Source organism: Pseudomonas sp. LTGT-11-2Z (assembly GCF_003691445.1).
Taxonomy (GTDB): domain Bacteria; phylum Pseudomonadota; class Gammaproteobacteria; order Pseudomonadales; family Pseudomonadaceae; genus Aquipseudomonas; species Aquipseudomonas monteilii.
In genome coordinates this window covers 3908941-3928596 of the sequence record NZ_CP033104.1, presented here as the reverse complement: position 1 = coordinate 3928596, position 19656 = coordinate 3908941, and the positions used below count along the sequence as shown (strand labels likewise).

Annotated in this window: 11 protein-coding genes; 5 read left to right on the top strand and 6 right to left on the bottom strand. The window is 62.0% G+C overall.

The window, feature by feature from the left end; genetic code table 11:
• The first annotated feature begins 156 nt into the window (after positions 1–156).
• Positions 157–873 carry a response regulator gene (locus tag D8767_RS18240; protein WP_016714713.1) on the top strand — a complete coding sequence of 239 codons (717 nt, stop codon included), beginning with the start codon at positions 157–159 and terminating at the stop codon, positions 871–873.
• Complete coding sequence (locus tag D8767_RS18235; protein ID WP_016714712.1) at positions 870–2225, top strand: ATP-binding protein; 1356 nt, start codon at positions 870–872, stop codon at positions 2223–2225. Before D8767_RS18240 ends, D8767_RS18235 begins: the two co-directional genes overlap by 4 nt.
• On the opposite strand, the gene D8767_RS18230 is transcribed toward D8767_RS18235, so the two are convergent.
• Positions 2226–2690: a nuclear transport factor 2 family protein gene (locus tag D8767_RS18230; RefSeq protein WP_016714711.1), complete on the bottom strand. Its 465-nt coding sequence runs from the start codon at positions 2688–2690 to the stop codon at positions 2226–2228.
• Between the two features lie 163 nt (positions 2691–2853).
• The gene (gene dkgB, locus D8767_RS18225; RefSeq protein WP_016714710.1) at positions 2854–3657 is read right to left on the bottom strand and encodes a 2,5-didehydrogluconate reductase DkgB; all 804 of its coding nucleotides are present in this window, start codon (positions 3655–3657) and stop codon (positions 2854–2856) included.
• 115 nt (positions 3658–3772) lie between these two features.
• Between dkgB and D8767_RS18220 the strand changes: the two genes are divergently transcribed.
• Positions 3773–9343 carry a dermonecrotic toxin domain-containing protein gene (locus tag D8767_RS18220; RefSeq protein ID WP_233454308.1) on the top strand — a complete coding sequence of 1857 codons (5571 nt, stop codon included), beginning with the start codon at positions 3773–3775 and terminating at the stop codon, positions 9341–9343.
• Positions 9344–9385: 42 nt separating this feature from the next.
• Here the strand turns inward: D8767_RS18220 and D8767_RS18215 are convergent, their stop codons facing one another.
• Positions 9386–9880, bottom strand: a complete 495-nt coding sequence (locus D8767_RS18215) for a DUF934 domain-containing protein (protein WP_016714708.1) — start codon at positions 9878–9880, stop codon at positions 9386–9388.
• Entirely contained in the window at positions 9864–11516 is a 1653-nt protein-coding gene (locus D8767_RS18210) for a nitrite/sulfite reductase (protein ID WP_016714707.1), read from the bottom strand. The genes D8767_RS18215 and D8767_RS18210 overlap by 17 nt, the downstream gene beginning before the upstream one ends.
• 213 nt (positions 11517–11729) lie before the next feature.
• Here D8767_RS18210 and D8767_RS18205 point away from each other — a divergent pair, with 213 nt between their 5' ends.
• Complete coding sequence (locus D8767_RS18205) at positions 11730–12803, top strand: ABC transporter substrate-binding protein (RefSeq protein ID WP_016714706.1); 1074 nt, start codon at positions 11730–11732, stop codon at positions 12801–12803.
• Between the two features lie 266 nt (positions 12804–13069).
• Here D8767_RS18205 and D8767_RS18200 read toward each other — a convergent pair whose 3' ends face one another.
• Both D8767_RS18200 and metH read right to left on the bottom strand, forming a co-directional pair.
• Positions 13070–13288, bottom strand: a complete 219-nt coding sequence (locus D8767_RS18200) for a DUF2970 domain-containing protein (protein WP_012271636.1) — start codon at positions 13286–13288, stop codon at positions 13070–13072.
• Between the two features lie 108 nt (positions 13289–13396).
• Positions 13397–17104: a methionine synthase gene (gene metH / locus D8767_RS18195; RefSeq protein ID WP_016714704.1), complete on the bottom strand. Its 3708-nt coding sequence runs from the start codon at positions 17102–17104 to the stop codon at positions 13397–13399.
• A gap of 175 nt (positions 17105–17279) precedes the next feature.
• On the opposite strand from metH, the gene D8767_RS18190 reads away from it, so the two are divergent.
• The gene (locus tag D8767_RS18190; RefSeq protein ID WP_028699332.1) at positions 17280–19580 is read left to right on the top strand and encodes a fatty acid cis/trans isomerase; all 2301 of its coding nucleotides are present in this window, start codon (positions 17280–17282) and stop codon (positions 19578–19580) included.
• Positions 19581–19656: the final 76 nt, after the last annotated feature.

Below are 19656 nucleotides of genomic sequence, written 5' to 3'. Positions count from 1 at the left end.
TGGCAAGAACTGGCGGCGATGCTGCCCGGCTTTTCTTGCCAGGTAATGTCTGGATTGTCTCGGCCCGGACACTTTGTTACCGAGTTGAAATATATGACGGCCGCAGGGTGATGGCCTTAAAGTACCGCTTGGTTACCTTGTTCGTGGTGCTTTTTCGTGAGCCATTTGCTGATCGTCGACGATGATGTCGAGGTGCTCGACCTGTTACAGAAGTTTCTTCGCCAGCATGGCTACGAGGTAGACGTCGCCTGCGATGGCAAAGCGCTCTGGCAGGCGATCGAGCGGCGCGTGCCAGACCTGGTCATCCTCGACGTGATGCTGCCCGGTGACAGTGGCCTGGTGCTGTGCCAGCGCCTGTTGGCCGAACACAAGGTGGCAGTGATCATGCTGACCGCCATGGGCGAGCTGAGCGACCGTGTGGTGGGCCTGGAGCTGGGGGCAGACGACTACCTGACCAAGCCGTTCGCTGCCCGTGAACTGCTGGCGCGGGTCAGGGCCGTGTTGCGCAGGGCCGGTGAGGGGGCTGCTGGCGCTGTTGTCGCTACGAGCCACCCCTCGGTGCTTGAGTTCGCCGGCTGGCAGCTGGACGTGGTGCGGCGCGAGTTGCGCTCGCCGGATAACGTCATGATCCCGTTGTCCAACGGTGAATTCGAGCTATTGCTGGTGTTTGCCGAGCATCCGCGTCGGGTGCTTAGCCGCCAGCAGTTGCTGGACCTGGCCCGTGGCGAAGCCTACGACGCCTACGACCGCAGCGTTGATGTACAGGTGAGCAGGTTGCGCCGCAAGCTTGAAGCTGACAATGGCAGTGAGCCGTTGATTCGCACCCTGCGTAATGCCGGCTACCTGTTCACGCCCACGGTCGCCAGGCGATGAAGCTGTTCACCCGGCTGCGACAGGCCCTGCCGCAGCCAAGAATCACCATTGCCCGCTGGATTGCGCTGACCACTTTGACGGCGATGCTGTTCCTGTTGCTGCTCAAGGGGCTGTTCAGCCTGCTGTTGAGTGTGTGGGCGCAACCACCGCTGCTGGAAAGCGGGGTGATCGAGAAAGTGGCAGCGGTGACCCGCATCCTCGATGCGGCGCCTGTGTTGCAACGCAGCAACATTGCGGGCGCGGCGGGTGACGGCACCTATTCGGTACGCTGGTTGCAGCGCCATGACGAAGCCGGTGTGCCCATGCTGGTCGATGCCGAGTACCGCCAGGGCACGCCTATCCTGCGTGCCTTGCTCAAGCGCCCGGATGCCAGGGTCGAGGCATTCGAGCCTTCCGACATGCCGGAATACGCCCCTGAACGCGGCTATGCCCTGATGATCGAGCTGAGCGACAAGTCCTGGGTGCTGTTTCGCGCTACCAGCCGTAGCTGGGGCCTGGATGAACTGCCGCGTAACCTGATCATCCTCGCCTTGATGCTGGCTTCCAGCCTTGCTGTCGCGTTGTTGGCCACACGCTACCTGGCCAAGCCCCTGGAGCGCTTTGCCGAAGGTGCGCGGCGCTTTGGCAAGGACTTCAACGCGCCCCCCATCCCGGTGGTCGGCCCGCACGACCTGCGCCAGGCCATCCTGGCCTTCAATGCCACCCAGGCTCAGCTCAAGCATTACCTGAACGACCGCACGCAGATGCTCGCGGCCATCTCCCACGACTTGCGCGCACCACTGACGCGCATGCGCTTGCGCGCCGAGTTCATCGACGATGCCCAGTTGCAGGCCAAGTTGTTTCAGGACGTTGACGAGATGCAGGCGATGGTCGATGCCGCGCTGGCGTTTTTCCGTGATGACGCGCGGCTTGAACCCACCACCGTGTTCGACCTGGGCGAGCTGCTGCTGACCGTGGTGGACGACTTCAAGGATGCGGGCGTGGAGGTTGGCCTCAGCGGGCCGCGCCGCTGTGTTTACACCGGGCGGCCCGTGGGCATCAAGCGGGTGTTGGTCAACCTGATCGACAATGCCGCGAAGTACGGTTGCGAACCAACGGTGGTGTTGGCGGTAACTGCCAGGCAGATAGAAATTACCGTGCAGGATCGCGGGCCGGGTATCGCGCCGGAACTGCAGGAGCAAGTATTCGTGCCGTTTTACCGTATTGAAGGCTCACGCAACCGCGACACTGGCGGTGTGGGGCTGGGCCTGCCCGCCGCACGGGCCATCGTGCTGGAACAAGGTGGCAGCCTGACATTGAGCAACCGCCTCGACGGCGGTTTGCAAGCCAAAGTCACGCTGCCAGTGGGTTGATCAAAGCCCCAGTTCGCTGAGCCCGGGGTGATCGTCCGGGCGCCGGCCCAGCGGCCAGTGGAACTTGCGCTCGGCCTCGCTGATGGGGTGTTCGTTGATGCTCGAATGACGGTTGTGCATCAGTCCGTCGTCGGCAAACTCCCAGTTCTCGTTGCCGTAGGCGCGGAACCACTGGTCGCTGTCGTCGTGGTATTCGTAGGCGTAGCGCACGGCAATGCGGTTGCCGGTGAAGGCCCACAGTTCCTTGATCAGGCGGTATTCCAGTTCGTGGTGCCATTTACGGGTCAGAAACGCTTCGACCTCGGCACGGCCACGGGGGAACTCGACGCGGTTGCGCCAGACCGTGTCCGGGGTGTAGGCGAGCGCAACCTTGGCAGGGTCACGGCCGTTCCAGCCATCTTCGGCCAGCCGGACTTTTTCGATGGCACTTTCGCGGGTGAAGGGAGGAAGGGGCGGGCGGGACATCGGTGTACTCCTCGGGTCGTTTGGCTTGTAGCAGGTTAGCTGCCGCTGCCTGGACAGAGAATGGATGTGCCGGGCACTTCATAATTGCGGTCCGTGGAATAGTGCTGAGGTGTCGTGCCCAGGTGCGGCCCTTATGTAACCCCTGCACAAGGGCGTACCCCTGTCAGTCCCAGGCCGGTGCCAGGCCGTCTGGGCTGACTTCGCGGCCATTGCGTTCGAGCGTGGCGATGCGTGCCATGTCGTCTGCGTCCAGCTTCAGGTCACGGGCAAGCAGGTTGCTGGCCAGGTTTTCACGCTTGGTCGACGACGGGATGACCGCATAGCCCAACTGCAAGGCCCAGGCCAGGGCAACCTGGGCGACAGTAGCCTTGTGCTTCGCGGCAATCTCGGCGAGTACCGGGTCCTTCAGCACCTTGCCGTAGGCCAGGGTCATATAGGAGGTGACGGTGATGCCCTGTTCCTTCAGGAACGCGGTCAGCTTGCCGTTTTGCAGGTAAGGGCTGAGTTCGATCTGGTTGGTCGCGATTTCGCCTTTGCCGACGACTTCGATGGCCTGGCGGGTCAGCTCGATGTTGAAATTGGATACACCGATCTGGCGTGTCAGGCCCAGCTTTTTCGCTTCGGCCAGCGCGGTCATGTATTCGCGCAGTTCCACCCCGTTGCCCGGCGCTGGCCAGTGGATCAGCAAGAGGTCGACATAGTCGGTACGCAGTTTGCTCAGGCTGTCGCGCAGGCTGGGGATGAGCTTGTCGGCGGTGTAGTTGTCCACCCAGATCTTGGTGGTGATGAACAGCTCGCTGCGCGGCACACCGCTTTCGGCGATCGCCTGGCCAACGTCAGCTTCGTTCTTGTAGATTTGCGCGGTGTCGATGACGCGGTAGCCCAGCGCCAGGGCCGACTTGACCGAATCGATAACGGCTTGCCCGGTGAGGCGGAAGGTGCCCAGACCAAAAGATGGGATGCTCATGAAAATGCTCCTTGGCAGATCAGGGTGGACCCAGGCGTGCGGCCTGCGTCAGTGAAGCCAGTGTGCAGGTTTTGCGCGTAACGATTAATGCAGTGTGGCGGCAAGATCTTTTGCTTTGAAGTCAACAGTCGCCCCGGGACTCATGTTCAGGGCGCCAAGGGATTGCCATAGATACCACCGTGGCCACGTCGGGCCTGATGCAATGCGGTTTTCTTGCCCGGAGACCGCGATGCACCCGCCACCCTTTACCGATGGCTCGACCGATGCCCTGATTGCCAGCCGTTTACCGTCCTGGCTGACCGGGGCATCGCTGAATACCTTGTACTCACTGCATGCGAGCCAGCAATGGCAGCAGCACGTTCAACACCAGTTGCATGAGTGGTTGGCAAGTATCCTGCCTCTGGATGCATTTGCCGCCCCATTGTTGCAGCAGGCGTTGTACACCCGGCATGGTTTGACGTTGGATGTTCGCAAGGCGATGCTGCGCCGACGTACATTGCAGCGTTTCGCATCACACATTGCGACCCTTCCAGATGGGGTGAAAGAGCATGTCCATCAGCAGAGCCTGCTGGCTGCTGCGCTGCATAATTTTACCGAGGGGGAAACATTTGCCAGTGCTATTTTGCAAGGCACTGTCGTGCAGGACTCGAATGGCCAGGACGCAAGTCTTTCGCCAAAGGCATTTTACACGTTGTGCCGAACCCTCGACCTGGGTGGGCAGTACCAGGCTTATCTGAATACCCGGTTGATGCCAGGCGGAGAGCCTGGGAGGCAGCTGGAGGCCCTTTTGCAGGAGGGCTATCGGGCTGCTCTGGAGGCGGCACTGCGTCTCTCACTGTACAACGGCGAAATTTCCAGGCATGGCTTTGATCAGTGCATCCCGCTGGCCTCGCAGGTAGCTGGCAAACCCTCGACAGGTACAGGTTTGCAGCCTCATGCGCTGCGTGTATTCGGCAAGCTCGCACGCGGGGTGGTGGTATTCGACGTTGCAGCATCCGACAGTGCGCAGAGAGGGCTTCTGTGCTGGGTGCCTGACGATCCCCATGGTGCGCTTACCTGGTACTCCACATGGGACCAACTGTTCCTGACGATGGGCAAGCAGTTTCGTTTGCCTGGCTATGTCGATTTTTTCCAGCGCTTCATCAGCGAACGGGATCGTGAGGCTTACAGCCGTGCGCTGGGTGAGGCGTTGAAGCAAGGCGATGAAAATGTGCCGGTTCGTCTCGATGGGCGCCACGAAGTGATCGGGCAGCCATTGTTCGAATACCTGCGCAAGCAGCAGATCGATAACTTGTTGGACAATGCCAGGGTCCTGGCGGTGCCTACCGCCGATGTGGATGCACAGGTGCGTGACCGGCGCTTGCACTTCTATCTCGAAAGTGCGCTGGACCTACTGGGCCTGGCGAGCTTCGGGCTTCCCGCGTTGGCGCTGCCGTTGTTGGGCATCACCGCGTTGCAGGTAGCCGACGAAGTATACGAGGGCTATGCCGATTGGCGACTGGGTGATCGACAGGCGGCGCTGGAGCACCTTTATTCGGTTGCCGAAACGGTGATCATGACGGGCGCCAATGTGGGCGCTGGGCTGGCAGCACAGCGGCTGGCCAGGGCAGCGCAGGTCGATGAGCTAGTGCCGGTACGGTACGACGAGCACAGGTTGAAATTGTGCGACCCGGCGTTACCCGGCTATGAGATTGAGCCTGTGGGCAGCACGGGAGCGCTACCTTTGGGCGGGCCGGGGGAGCGGGTGCGCACGCCAGTCGGCAGCTTTGAAACCTACCTTGAGGCGCAATCGCAACAACGGCGAATCCGTCATCCGCAGCGTGCCAGTGCCTATGCGCCGATGCTTGAAGGCAACGGCGCCGGCGCTTGGCGCCACGAGCTCGAAAGCCCTCATGAGTGGCAGGGGCGCGTGCATTTGCTGCAAGACCTCGCCAGCGATCTGTCGCAGCTGGATGCTGAAGCGGCCAACGATGTGCTACTCGCCACTGGCCTGAATGAAGACCATCTGAGGCGTTTGCACCTCGATCACGCGCCGCCTCCGGCACGGCTGCTCGATGCAGCTGAGCGGCATCGTGTGCACACGCAAGAGCCATGGCTACGCGGCGATCGCTTCGAGGAGCATCTACAGGCCCAACAAGGCGTCGCTACCCCAGAACAGGCCGTGTTGCGCAGAGACTTCCCAGGGCTTTCAATCAGGGGGGCGCGCGAAATCATCGAGCATGCCAGCGAGGACCAGGTTGAACAATTGCAGATACGCCAGCGTGTTCCCCTGGCCTTGGCCGAACAGGCGCGTTGGCAACTGCACGATGCGCGACTGGATCGTGCCTGTGCCGGGCTGCGCCAGGCCGCAGCCATCAACCGCGATACCGAGCAGTTGGCGTTGAGCCTGGTCGGCGATGAGGCGCCTTGGCGAGGCACCCGGGTTGAAGTGCGGCTTGCATCGGCGCAAGGCGAAAGAATGGCCTGTGTCGGCGCTGAAACCTCCGACGAGCTCCGTACGCTGGTGCGTACCGCCGACGGTTATGAAGTAATAGCGCGCGCCGGTGACCCTTTGTCGCCCCCTTCGTCGCCATGCAGCCTGTTCGAAGCGCTGATACAGCTGCTGGACCCTTGGCAGCGCAAGCAGTTGGGCGAGGCCGCCGACAGCCCGCAGGCGTTGGTGGATGCGTTGTCACTCTGGGCAAGCCAGCGGCGTGAACGGGTGGCCGATGTGCTTGGTATGGCGCCAATCACCCCTGGTTTCAGGCCTCCAGTCAGGCTGGGAGACGGGCGCGTGGGATACCCGTTGAGCGGACGGGGGGAGAGCAGCCTTCGTGCATTGCGCCGGGGTATGCAGCGGCTGTTTCCAGACCTGGATGATCACGCATTTGAAGACCTCATCGACAGGGCGCGAAGCCTTGGGTTGACGGCCTGGAACTATCATCTGCGCCTCAGTGGGCAGCTGCGTGCACTTGACCTGGCTTTGAGCCGATGGCGACGTCAGTCATCCGGCCCTTTGCAACTGCTCAGGCGGGCCCGCATGGCACGGCGAATCCGAAATGCCTGGCGGCGCAGTATTCGCGACGAGGCCGGCAACTTCGCGTTGATTCTGGAAAACTCACGGCTGGGCTCATTGCCGGATTTGCCAGATACCGTCAGTTTTGACCATGTGACCACGCTCACGCTGACAAACCTGGAGCTGGCCCACGTCGATGAGCGCTTTCTGTCCCGTTTCCCCAGCGTGACCAGGCTTGACCTGACGGGGAACCGGTTGACCGAACTGCCAACACTGGAACACACGCCTTGGCTGGAGACGTTACGACTGGCGCATAACCGGATCGTGATAACCGAACCGGGCAATCGGCAGCTGGCTGGTTTGAGCCATCTGACCACGCTGGACCTTGATTTCAACGCGCTTGAGGTTGAGCCAAGGGTGAACCTGTCCACTGCCCTTCGACGTTTGCACTTACGTGGTAACCGGCTGCGCACGGTCCCTTTGCATCTGCTGCAGCAAGTCGCGTTGGAGCAGATCGACTTGCGTGGTAACCGTATCGGTACCATTGACGAAGCTCAGTTGGCCCTTCTGAACGCTTATCCCGACAGGGTGCGTCTGCAAGACAACCCGCTGCCTCCTGTCATATTGGAACGGGTGGACGAACGTGTTTGGCTCCCCCCTTCACAACCATTGCCCGCACAACCAGCTGCGCATGAGTCGGACCCTTGGCTGGTTGGCTTGAGCGGGCAGGAAGCGGCCCGGCGCAGGGAGGCGTGGCAAGCGTTGCGTGCCGAACGGGGCAGTGAAGACTTTTTTGCCTATCTGGAAGCGGTGCGGGCGGCTGAGCAGTTCACGCGCCAACCGGCAGAGGCCCGCCGGCGTGTGGGCGAGTTGCTTGAAACCATGTGGCACAATTCGGTTGTCCGCAGTGCTGTGTTCCGTCAGGCGGCAATGCCGCGCGGGCGTGCCGACCTCGATGTACTGGTGGTGAGGCTGCAGGTCGAGCTGCGTACCGAAGGCGTGAGAGGGAGACGGGTGGAGCGCGCGTTGCGAGACCTGTCGCGGGAGCTGTTCCGGCTGGAGCAAGTCAATCGTTTTGCCGCGCAGCATATCGAGCGTCTGCGTCTGCCGCCCGGCGAAGCCCGTACAAATGACGTTTACCTCGCCTTCAGAGTGGGCCTGGCAGATGCTTTGGGTATTTATGGGCAACCCACCTACCTGAACCTCCAGCATGTAACCAGCGTCACACCTGAGCTGCTATCGGAAGCCGAAGCAGCGGTGCACGAGGCCGAAACGGCTGAAGCGCTGAGCCAGTTCCTGTCGCGGCAATCCTTCTGGCAGGACTATGTGCGTGTCGCGTACGCCGATGAATTTGCCGAAATACGCCACGAGTACGCTCCGCAGTTAGGTGCGTTGGAGCCTGAACCCGGTGAGGTGCATGTGCCCATGGATGCTGTGAACCGGATCGGCGCCCAACGCCAGGCATCGGAGAGGGCGCTGACGCTGAAACTGGCGCGTGGCAATGCCTGGGCGTGGTTCCGCTTTGAGCCCTCTCATGGGCCTGGCCTTCGAGCGTTTACCCGGCTGTCGAGGCAGTTGGAGCAAAGCCTGGATACTTGGCGAGGTCTGCCGACCGATGCGGAATATCATGCTCGCTCTGCCGTGGCGCAAACACTGCGCCAGGCTTGGTATTCGGGCTTTCGCGCTGAAGGCCCAGGCTTCAATCCCACCATCGAAGGGTTGTCGGTCAGCACGTTGCCGGAGCTGCCGGTGGGCATTCGTTTTGACAGGCTGCGTACGTTGTCGCTACGCAACCAGCAGGTCACGGCCATTGCAGGTGATTTTTTGCGGCGCTTTCCCAATCTGGAGGTGTTGAACCTGTCGGGTAGCAGAATTTCACGCCTGGAAGGGCTTGAGCATTTGCCTCAACTGCGCAGCTTGAACCTGGGGGGTAACCTGCTTGATACGGTGACAGGCCTGGAAAACCTGGGGCAGTTGGTCGAGTTGGACCTCAGCGGCTGCAGGCTGGAGGCATTGCCCGCTGGCATTGAGCGTTTGACGAATCTGACGAGCCTGGACCTGGCCTTCAACCAGTTGAGTGAGCTGCCGGAACAGCTGGGTGCGCTGCCAGCGCTAGAGAACTTGCAGTTGAGCGGTAACTTGTTGACAGGCTTGCCACGCACTATAGGCAACCTGGCGCGGCTGAACATTCTAAATCTCGGTGGCAACCGGTTGAGCGTAGTGCCGGAAAACCTGAATGGTCTGGCAAGGCTCACTCAGTTGTACTTGCACGATAACACCATCGTTCTTGATGCCGTCAGCGAGTCGCGACTGGAGTGGTTTTCCAGGCTGGAGGTGCTCAACCTTGAGGGCAATCCACTCGTCAGTGCGCCACTGCTGCGCTACAACGTCCACCTGCGGTATTTGTCGTTGCGTGCTACCGGCCTGAGGGCGTTCCCGCTTCAGTTAATGCAAGGTCACCCAGACTTGAGCGTGGACTTGCGAGGCAATCGCATCACTGCCTTGGACGAGGATGCCCTGCGTTGGGTGGAGGCCAACCCCCATACCGTCAATCTCGAAGACAATCACTTGAGCGAGCAGGTCATGGCTCGTGTACGCGATGCCTTGGCGCGCTTGCAATTGCAATGGGTCAGGGAAGAAGAGGAGGGGGAGGTGACCGCAATCAGAAAACCACCCTCACGCAGAGGGTAATGAGCCAAGCCATGGCCTGGGTGGGCCATGGCTTGCGGTGCATCAGCGGCGGCGGAACAGCGGCAGCGGCTCGTCGGTGGCGGCCTGGTAGGTCACCGAGAAGTCCTTCAGGCTTTGCAGCGCGTCTTCCGGGTTCTTGTCGGCACGGATGGCGAATGCATCGAAACCGCAGCGGGCCATGAAGAACAGCTGGTCACGCAGCACGTCACCGATGGCGCGCAGTTCGCCCTTGAACTTGTAGCGGTCACGCAGCAGGCGCGCATTGGAGTAGCTGCGCCCGTCTGTGAACGCCGGGAAGTTCAGGGCGATGACCTGGAAGTGCTGCACGTCTTCGCCGATTTCTTCTGCCTCCTGGTCGCTGTCCAGCCACACACCCAGGCCGCCGTCGCGGGCTTTGAGCACATGGGCATGGTCGCGCCACATCTGCAGCGGGACGATGTAGTCGTCGCAGTTGGTCAGCTCGTCAAAGGACGTTTCCTTGGGCAACAGGTGCCAGGTTTCGTCGACGATCTGGTTGTTCTTAATGATTCGCTGCATAGACGCGTTCCTTGAAGGGGTCGATGCCGATACGCTGGTAGGTGTCGATGAAACGCTCTTCCTCGGTGCGTTGCTCGACATACACGGCGATCAGCTTCTCGATCACATCGGCCATGTCATCCTGGGCGAAGGACGGGCCGAGGATCTTGCCCAGGCTCGCGCCACGCGCGGCGTTGCCGCCCAGCGACACCTGGTAGAACTCCTCACCCTTCTTGTCCACGCCGAGGATGCCGATGTGGCCCACGTGGTGGTGGCCGCAGGCGTTCATGCAGCCAGAAATGTTGAGGTCGATTTCACCGATGTCGAACAGGTAGTCCAGGTCGTCGAAACGGCGCTGGATGGATTCGGCAATCGGGATCGACTTGGCGTTGGCCAGCGAGCAGTAGTCACCGCCCGGGCAGCAGATGATGTCGGTCAGCAGGCCGATGTTCGGCGTGGCGAAGCCGCCTTCGCGCAGCTCCAGCCAGAGCGCGTGCAGCTGGCGCTGCTCGACGTCGGCGAGGATGATGTTCTGCTCGTGCGAGGTGCGCAAGAAGCCAAAGCTGTAGCGCTCGGCCAGGTCGGCCACGGCGTCCAACTGCTTGTCGGTCAGGTCGCCCGGGGCAACGCCGGTCGGCTTGAGCGACAGGGTCACGGCCACGTAGCCAGGGCGCTTGTGGGCGCGGGTGTTGCGCGAGCGCCAGCGGGCGAAACCTGGGTATTCGGCGTCCTGGTTGGCGTAGTCGAAATTCTCGAGGGCCAGGTAATCCGGGTCGACGAAATGGCGCGACACGCGCTGCACTTCAGCTTCGGTCAGGGTGGTGCTGCCGCCACGCAGGTGGACCATTTCGGCCTCGACCTTCTCGGCGAACACTTCCGGGGTCAGGGCCTTGACCAGGATCTTGATCCGCGCCTTGTACTTGTTGTCACGGCGACCGTAACGGTTGTACACGCGCAGGATGGCGTCCAGGTAGCTGATCAGGTCTTGCCACGGCAGGAATTCGTTGATGAACGAGCCGACCACCGGGGTACGGCCCAGGCCACCGCCGACCAGCACACGGAAGCCCAGCTCGCCGGCAGCGTTGCGCACCGGCTCCAGGCCGATGTCGTGCACTTCGATGGCGGCGCGGTCTTCTTGCGAGCCGTTGATGGCGATTTTGAACTTGCGCGGCAGGTAAGCGAATTCCGGGTGGAAGGTGGTCCACTGACGGACGATCTCGCACCACGGGCGCGGGTCGATGATTTCGTCTGCGGCCACACCGGCGAACTGGTCGGTGGTGGTGTTGCGCAGGCAGTTGCCGCTGGTCTGGATCGCGTGCATCTGCACGGTGGCCAGCTCGGCGAGGATGTCCGGGATGTCTTCCAGCGCCGGCCAGTTGAACTGCACGTTCTGGCGGGTGGAAATGTGGGCATAGCCCTTGTCGTAGTCGCGAGCGATCTTGGCCAGGGTGCGGACCTGGGTGGCGTTCAGCTGGCCGTACGGCACGGCGACACGCAGCATCGGCGCGAAACGTTGGATGTAAAGGCCGTTCTGCAGGCGCAGAGGGCGGAATTCTTCTTCGCTCAGCTCACCGGCCAGGTAGCGGCGGGTCTGATCACGGAACTGCTTGACGCGGTCCTCGATGATCCGCTGATCGTACTCGTCGTATACGTACATAAAAGTCCTGTCTCAGGCATGCAGCTATTCGCGCGCACGGCCGCGCACTCCGGTACGGAGCCGGGGAACGATATCAGGTTGCGGTTATGCGCTAAAGTGATGTTTTAGCATATGAAAAGAACCAAATGGACTATGTGAGACTGACTGCCATTTGTGCCTCGGGTGAGGCAGGGCGTTTATAATCCAGGGTTTGCTTCGCAGAGATTTGACCCCATGCTCAAGGCCCTGTGCCAAAGCTTGTTTCTGGCCCTGCCGCTGGCGGCAAGTGCGCAGCCATCGGTGGTTTTCCTCAACCCTGGGCTGTCCACCGAGACGTTCTGGACCAGCTATACCCGCTTCATGCAGGCCGCCGCGGATGAGCTGGGCATGACCCTGCGGGTGGAATACAGCGAACGCCGCGCCGACTTGGCCCTGACCCAGGCCCGGGCGATCATGAGTGGGGCGCAGCGGCCGGATTACCTGGTGCTGGTCAACGAGCAGTACGTTGCGCCCGAAGTGCTGCGCCTGTCGCGTGGCACGGGGGTGAAGCTGCTGTTGGTCAACAACGGCCTGACGGCCAGCCAGGTTCGCAGTATTCAGGCCCAGCCCGACAAGTATGCCGAGCCGCTGGGCACCTTGACGAGCAACGACGAGCAGGCGGGCTTCCAGATGTTACACCAGATGGTCGCGCAACTGCCGCGCGACGTCGGGGCGGTGGACCTCGTGGCTTTTGCCGGGCTCAAGACCACCCCGGCCTCGCAGTTGCGCGAGGAAGGCATGCGCCGTGCGCTGGCCGACTTCCCTCAGGTGCGCCTGCGCCAGGTGGTGTATGGCGGCTGGAGCCGCCAGCGCGCCTACGAGCAGGCGCAGCAGTTGCTGGAGCGCTACCCGGCAACGCGCCTGGTGTGGTCGGCCAATGACGAAATGGCCTTTGGCGCCATGCAGGCGTTCGAAGCGGCAGGGCGCAAGCCTGGGCGTGATGTGCTGTTCAGCGCCGTCAACAGCTCGCCCGAGGCCTTGCGCGCGCGTATCGACGGTCGCCTGAGTGTGTTGATGGGGGGGCACTTTACCCTGGGTGGCTGGGCCATGGTGATGCTGCACGACGACGCACACGGGCTGGCGCTGAACCGTGATGGCCTGCGCGAGCACAGTGCCCCGGTGCTGCAAGTGATCGACCAGGCCAAGGCCAGGCGTTGGCTGAAACTGCTGGAACGGGACGACTACGGTGTCGATTTCCAGCGTTACAGTGCCGAAGGGCGGCCGTCTGGCTACCAGTACCCGTTTCTGACGGCACCGGTCGAATATTGAAAGACCTTGCTTGAGGAAAGGGCATTGCTCGTCTTAACTGCTGGTGGTGAAGTGCATTCCCATAACCACTACAAGAGGCAATGCAATGGGAAACTCAACCAAGGTCCGCAAAGCTGACAGCAGCGTCGATGCCTGGGCGATCCTTTGCCTGATCGTGTTGGTGGTGGTCACTGCCGTGTATTGGGTCAGCCACCAGTAGACCTGTTCTCAAGACCGTGAAGCCGTCAGAGCGCCTGCGGGAGGGAATCCCGCAGGCGTTTTCATTTCTAGCGGGCGGTAAGGTGCAGGGCCAGTTGCACCAGGCCGATCAAGACGGCAATGAACACCAGGGTGAACAGCGTCCCCAGTGCGATGAAATGGCTGGCTTTGCCGTGGGTAAAGTCGCGGGCGCGGTTCTTGCCGCTTTGTACGCCGAAGGCAGCGGCGAGGATGCTGTGCAGCATCTGCCAGAAGGTAGGCGGTTTGCCCTGGCTGGAATCGTCCATGGTGGCTCCTGAGAAATCAGAGGCAATCAAGGACAGTGTAGGCAATGAAAAGGCGGTTGCCTGGACTGGCTTCTTCGCGGGTTTACCCGCGAAGAAGCCAGCGCGGTCTTAGCTGTCGTACCCGAGGTTAGGCGCCAACCAGCGCTCGCTCACGCTCACATCCTGGCCTTTACGCGCGCTGTAGTTTTCGATCTGGTCCTTGTCGACCTTGCCCACGGCAAAGTACTGCGCTTGCGGGTGGGCAAAGTACCAGCCGCTGACCGCCGCCGCCGGGAACATCGCGAAGTGCTCGGTCAGGAACACGCCGCTTGGCCCGGTTTCGCCGATGGCGGTGCCATCGAGCAGGCGGAACAGGGTTTCCTTCTCGGTGTGGTCGGGGCAGGCCGGGTAGCCCGGGGCCGGGCGAATACCGCTGTACTGCTCCTTGATCAGCGCCTCGTTGTCCAGGTGCTCGTCGCGGGCATAGCCCCAGTGCTCTTTACGCACCTGCTCGTGCAGCCACTCGGCGCAGGCTTCGGCCAGGCGGTCGGCCAAGGCCTTGACCATGATCGAGCTGTAGTCGTCGCCTTTGTCCTGGTAAGCCTTGGCCACTTCCTCGGCACCGATGCCGGCGGTGGTGATGAACCCGCCTACATAGTCGGTGACGCCGCTGGTTTTTGGCGCGACGAAGTCGGCCAGCGACCAGTTGGGCTTGCCATCCGGTTTGATGGTTTGCTGGCGCAGGTGGTGCAGGGTGGCCAACGGTTGGCCGTCCTCGCCGTACACCTCGATGTCGTCATCGGCCACCTGGTTGGCTGGCCAGAACCCGAACACGGCGCGGGCGCTGATCAGCTTCTCGTCGATCAGCTTGTCGAGCATCTCGCGGGCATCCTTGTACAGCGCCGTGGCCGCCTCGCCGACCACTTCGTCGGTGAGGATGCGCGGGAACTTGCCGGCCAGGTCCCAGGAGATGAAGAACGGGGTCCAGTCGATGTATTCGGCCAGGGTACGCAGGTCGATGTCTTCCAGCACCTTGACGCCGGTGAAGGAGGGCACTGCTGGCTGGTAGCCGGCCCAGTCGTATTGCGGCTTGGCAGCGATGGCCTGGCTGTAGCTCAGGCGCTCGGTGCGGGCGCTGCGGTTGGCGGTGCGCTCGCGTACTTCCACGTATTCCTGGCGGGTTTTCTCGACGAAGCCCGGCTTGAGTTCCTTGGACAGCAGTTGGGTCGCCACGCCCACCGCGCGCGAGGCGTCGGTGACATAGACCACGGCATCATTGCTGTACTTGGGCTCGATCTTGACTGCAGTGTGCGCCTTGGAGGTGGTGGCACCACCGATCATCAGTGGCAGCTCGAAGCCCTGGCGCTGCATTTCGCGGGCAACGTGCACCATCTCGTCCAGCGACGGGGTGATCAGGCCGGACAAACCGATGATGTCGCACTTCTGTTCGCGAGCGGTTTGCAGGATTTTTTCGGCCGGCACCATCACGCCAAGGTCGACGATGTCGTAGCCGTTGCAGCCCAGTACCACGCCGACGATATTCTTGCCGATGTCATGCACATCGCCTTTGACCGTGGCCATCAGGATCTTGCCCTTGGCTTCCGGCTTGTCGCCTTTTTCGGCCTCGATGAACGGGATCAGGTGCGCCACGGCCTGCTTCATCACGCGGGCCGACTTGACCACCTGGGGCAGGAACATTTTGCCCGCGCCGAACAGGTCGCCGACCACGTTCATGCCGTTCATCAGTGGGCCTTCGATCACTTCGATCGGGCGTGCGCACTGCTGACGGCATTCTTCGGTGTCTTCGACGATGAACGCGGTGATGCCCTTGACCAGCGCGTGCTCCAGGCGTTTTTCCACCGGCAGCGAGCGCCATTCTTCGTTTTCCACTTCCTTGGTGGCGCCGCCGCCTCGGTAGTCGTCAGCGATCGCCAGCAGGGCGTCGGTGCCGTGCGGGGTGCGGTTGAGTACCACGTCCTCGACTTTTTCGCGCAGTGCCGCCGGGATCTCGTCGTAGATTTCCAGCTGGCCGGCGTTGACGATACCCATGGTCAGGCCGTTCTGGATCGCGTGGTACAGGAACACCGAGTGGATCGCTTCACGCACCGGGTTGTTGCCACGGAACGAGAACGACACGTTGGACACACCGCCCGAACTCAGCGCATGGGGCAGGTGATCGCGGATGTAGGCACAGGCCTCGATGAAATCGACGGCGTAGTTGTTGTGCTCTTCGATACCGGTGGCGACGGCGAAGATGTTCGGGTCGAAGATGATGTCTTCCGGTGGGAAGCCCACTTCATTGACCAGAATGTCATAGCTGCGCTGGCAGATTTCCTTCTTGCGCGCGGCGGTGTCGGCCTGGCCGACCTCGTCGAAGGCCATCACCACCACGGCAGCGCCGTAGCGCTTGCACAGGCGGGCGTGATGCTTGAACTGCTCGACGCCTTCCTTCATGGAAATGGAGTTGACGATGCCCTTGCCCTGGATGCACTTGAGGCCCGCCTCGATCACGTCCCACTTGGACGAGTCGATCATGATCGGCACGCGGGAAATGTCCGGCTCACCGGCGATCAGGTTGAGGAAGCGGACCATGGCGGCCTGGGAGTCGAGCATCCCTTCGTCCATGTTGATGTCGATCACCTGGGCGCCGGCCTCGACCTGCTGCAGGGCGACTTCAAGCGCTTCGGTGTAGTTTTCTTCACGGATCAGTCGGGCGAACTTGGCGGAGCCGGTGATGTTGGTGCGCTCGCCGACGTTGACGAACAGCGACTGGCGGTCGATGGTGAACGGCTCCAGGCCCGACAGGCGGCAGGCCTTGGCGATTTCCGGGATCTCACGCGGCTTGTACTTGGCCACGGCTTCGGCAATGGCCTGGATGTGGCCTGGGGTGGTACCACAGCAGCCGCCGATGATGTTCAGGAAGCCGCTGGCGGCGAACTCCTCGACCACCGCAGCCATTTCCGCCGGGGTCTCGTCGTATTCACCGAAGGCGTTCGGCAGGCCGGCGTTGGGGTGGGCCGAAACATGGGTGTCGGCTTTGGTCGCCAGCTCTTCCAGGTACGGGCGCAGGTCCTTGGCGCCAAGGGCGCAGTTCAGGCCCACGGAAATCGGCTTGGCGTGACGCACCGAGTTCCAGAACGCTTCGGTGGTCTGGCCGGACAGGGTACGGCCGGAGGCGTCGGTGATGGTGCCGGAGATCATGATCGGCAGTTCGACGTTGTCGTCCTCGAACACTTGCTGCACGGCGAAGATCGCCGCCTTGGCGTTGAGGGTGTCGAAGATGGTTTCGATCAGGATCAGGTCGGCGCCGCCCTCGATCAGGCCGCGGGTGGCCTCGATGTAGTTTTCGACCAGCTCATCGAAGGTGACGTTGCGGTAGCCAGGGTCGTTGACGTCCGGGGAAATCGAGCAGGTGCGGCTGGTAGGGCCGAGCACGCCGGCGACAAAGCGTGGTTTGTCGGGGGTTTCCAGGGTCTTGGCATCCGCTACCTGGCGGGCGATGCGCGCGCCTTCGACGTTCAGTTCGTAGACCAGCGACTCCATGCCGTAGTCGGCCTGGGAAATCTGCGTGGCGTTGAAGGTGTTGGTTTCGAGAATATCGGCGCCGGCATCCAGGTAGGCTTTCTCGATGGCGGCGATCACGTCCGGGCGGCTGAGCAGCAACAGGTCGTTGTTACCTTTGACATCGCTTGGCCAATCGGCGAAACGCGTGCCACGATAGTCGTGTTCCTCGAGACGGTAGCTTTGGATCATAGTACCCATGCCGCCGTCGAGGATCAGGATGCGCTCTTTGAGTGCGTTCTGGAGTGCTTGGAGACGAGCGCTGCGGTCGGACATAGGAACTACCTGGTCGGGCAAATATCAGAAGGTGCGGAATCATAACAAAGCTGCGCGGTTTTTACGCACATCGCCCATTTGCATGAAAACTGCTCATGTTGTTGGCGCGATTACCAGCACCCAAGGACGACCAGGCACAATCGTGATGGCTTTTAAGAACCAGGACTTTTCGCACATGGTGCATCGTATCCTTGCCGGCGCCTTCGCCCTGCTCATCAGCGGCGCGGTGTTCGGGCAAGCCCCTCAGTCGAGCCCGGCTATTTCCTACACCCGGGACATTCAACCGATTTTCACCGAGAAGTGCGTGGCTTGCCACGCCTGCAACGACGCTGCCTGTCAGCTTAAGCTGGAAAGCCCGGAAGGCGCGGTGCGCGGGGCCAGCAAAGTGCCCGTGTACCAGGGCGAGCGCAGCAAGGCGGTGCCTACCACGCGGCTGTTCTACGACGCCCACAGCGAAGAGGAATGGCGCAAGAAGGGCTTCTACTCGGTGCTCGACAACCAGGGCAGCCAGGCCGCACTGATGGCGCGCATGCTGGAACTGGGGCACAAGACCCCACTCACGCCCAACGCCAAGTTGCCCGAGGACATTGTCCTGGGCTTGAACCGCAACAACATGTGCCCGCTGCCCCATGAATTCGACGCCTATGCCGGCGCCCACCCCAAAGAGGGCATGCCGTTGGCGGTGACCGGGCTGACCGACAAGGAATACGACACCATGCGCCGCTGGCTGGCAGCGGGTGCGCCGGTGGAATACCAGCCGATCAAGCCAAGCGCAGCCGAAGCCCGGCAGATCACCGAGTGGGAAGAGCTGCTCAACCGTCCGGGCTCCACCGAGGCGCTGGTCGGCCGCTGGCTGTACGAACACCTGTTCCTGGCGCATATCTACTTCGTTGGGGGGGAGCAGGGGCACTTCTTCCAGTGGGTGCGTTCGCGCACGCCGAGCGGCAAGCCGGTCGATATCATTGCCACGCGCCGCCCCAACGACCCGCCGGGCACCGACTTCTACTATCGGTTGATCCCGGTGCAGGGTGTGATCGTGCACAAGACGCACATCACCTACCCGATGGGGCCGCAGAAACTCAAACGGGTCAAGCAGCTGTTCTATGCCGGCGACTGGCACGCCACCGCACTGCCGGGTTACGGCCCGCGTCACCGGGCCAACCCGTTCGAAACCTTCGAGGCGATCCCGGCAGTGGCGCGTTACCAGTTCATGCTGGATAACGCCGAATACTTCGTACGCACCTTCATCCGGGGCCCGGTGTGCCGTGGACAGATCGCCACTGACGTGATCCGCGATAACTTCTGGGCACTGTTCCAGGAGCCGGCCTTCGACCGTTACATCACCGACGCCAAATACCGTGGCGAGGCCACGCCGCTGCTGGCCATGCCGGGCCAGATCGATGACGTGGGCAGTGTGCTGAGCCTGTGGCACGCCTACCGCGACAAGCGCAACGAGTACGAAAAGCTGCGCCGTGACGCCTATGCCGACATGCCGGCACCGGGCTGGTCGACCTTATGGGCCGGTAACGACAACGCGTTGCTGAGCATCTTCCGCCACTTCGACAGCGCGTCGGTGAGCAAGGGCCTGATCGGTGACGTGCCGTTGACCGTGTGGTTGTTCGACTACCCGTTGTTCGAGCGCACCTATTACCAGTTGGCGGTCAACTTTGACGTGTTCGGCAATGTTTCGCACCAATTGCAGACGCGCCTGTATTTCGACCTGATTCGCAACGGTGCCGAGGTCAACTTCTTGCGCCTGATGCCTGCCGACCAGCGCAAGGCGATCCTCGGTGACTGGTACCAGAACAGCGGCAAGGTGAAAATGTGGATGGACTATGAGGACATCGACACCGACACCCCGAGTGGCATACAGCTTGACCCGCGCAACCCCAAGCGCGACTTTGGCCTAAAGCTGTTGCAGCGCACCGGCAGCCTGAATGCCACGCCCGACCCGATCAACCGCTGCCAGGGCGCGTTCTGCTCACGGCCGCAGATGAGCGAAGAGTTCCGCAATGCCGAGCAGTCGCTCAGCCGCCTGGTGTCGCGCCCGGCTGCGGGGCTGAAGGTGATCAACCAGTTGCCCGAGGCAACCATGCTGCGTATCGAAGGGCAGGGCGGCCAGCGCCAGGTGTACAGCCTGCTGCGCAACCGTGCGCACAGCAACGTGGCGTTCCTGCTGGGTGAGGCATACCGCTATCAGCCGGGGCTGGATACCTTGACGTTGGCCCCGGGTGTGCTCAGCAGCTACCCGAACTTCATCTTCAACATCCCGACAAAGGATGTGGCGGAGTTCGTCGAGGACATGGAGTATGCGAAAGATGACCCGGCGAAGTTCGAGCGCATCGTCATGCGCTGGGGCGTGCGCCGCAGTCACCCTGAGTTCTGGCGCTACTTCCATGACTTGAACAGCTTCATCAAGGAGACCCAGCCGGTGGAGGCGGGGGTGCTGGACATGAACCGCTACGAGAACCTCTGATCGGGTAAGCTGACCTTTCCGGGTACCCTGCGGTCGGACAGGTTGGGTGGTCTGGGAGCTGTCATAGGCTCCCAAG

What these genes read in the sequence shown, in the direction of transcription:
- D8767_RS18235 (WP_016714712.1), top strand. Translation starts at nt 870, where the DNA reads ATGAAGCTGTTCACCCGGCTGCGACAGGCCCTGCCGCAGCCAAGAATC.
- D8767_RS18230 (WP_016714711.1), bottom strand. Translation starts at nt 2,690, where the DNA reads ATGTCCCGCCCGCCCCTTCCTCCCTTCACCCGCGAAAGTGCCATCGAA.
- dkgB (WP_016714710.1), bottom strand. Translation starts at nt 3,657, where the DNA reads ATGAGCATCCCATCTTTTGGTCTGGGCACCTTCCGCCTCACCGGGCAA.
- D8767_RS18215 (WP_016714708.1), bottom strand. Translation starts at nt 9,880, where the DNA reads ATGCAGCGAATCATTAAGAACAACCAGATCGTCGACGAAACCTGGCAC.
- D8767_RS18210 (WP_016714707.1), bottom strand. Translation starts at nt 11,516, where the DNA reads ATGTACGTATACGACGAGTACGATCAGCGGATCATCGAGGACCGCGTC.
- D8767_RS18205 (WP_016714706.1), top strand. Translation starts at nt 11,730, where the DNA reads ATGCTCAAGGCCCTGTGCCAAAGCTTGTTTCTGGCCCTGCCGCTGGCG.
- D8767_RS18200 (WP_012271636.1), bottom strand. Translation starts at nt 13,288, where the DNA reads ATGGACGATTCCAGCCAGGGCAAACCGCCTACCTTCTGGCAGATGCTG.
- metH (WP_016714704.1), bottom strand. Translation starts at nt 17,104, where the DNA reads ATGTCCGACCGCAGCGCTCGTCTCCAAGCACTCCAGAACGCACTCAAA.
- D8767_RS18190 (WP_028699332.1), top strand. Translation starts at nt 17,280, where the DNA reads ATGGTGCATCGTATCCTTGCCGGCGCCTTCGCCCTGCTCATCAGCGGC.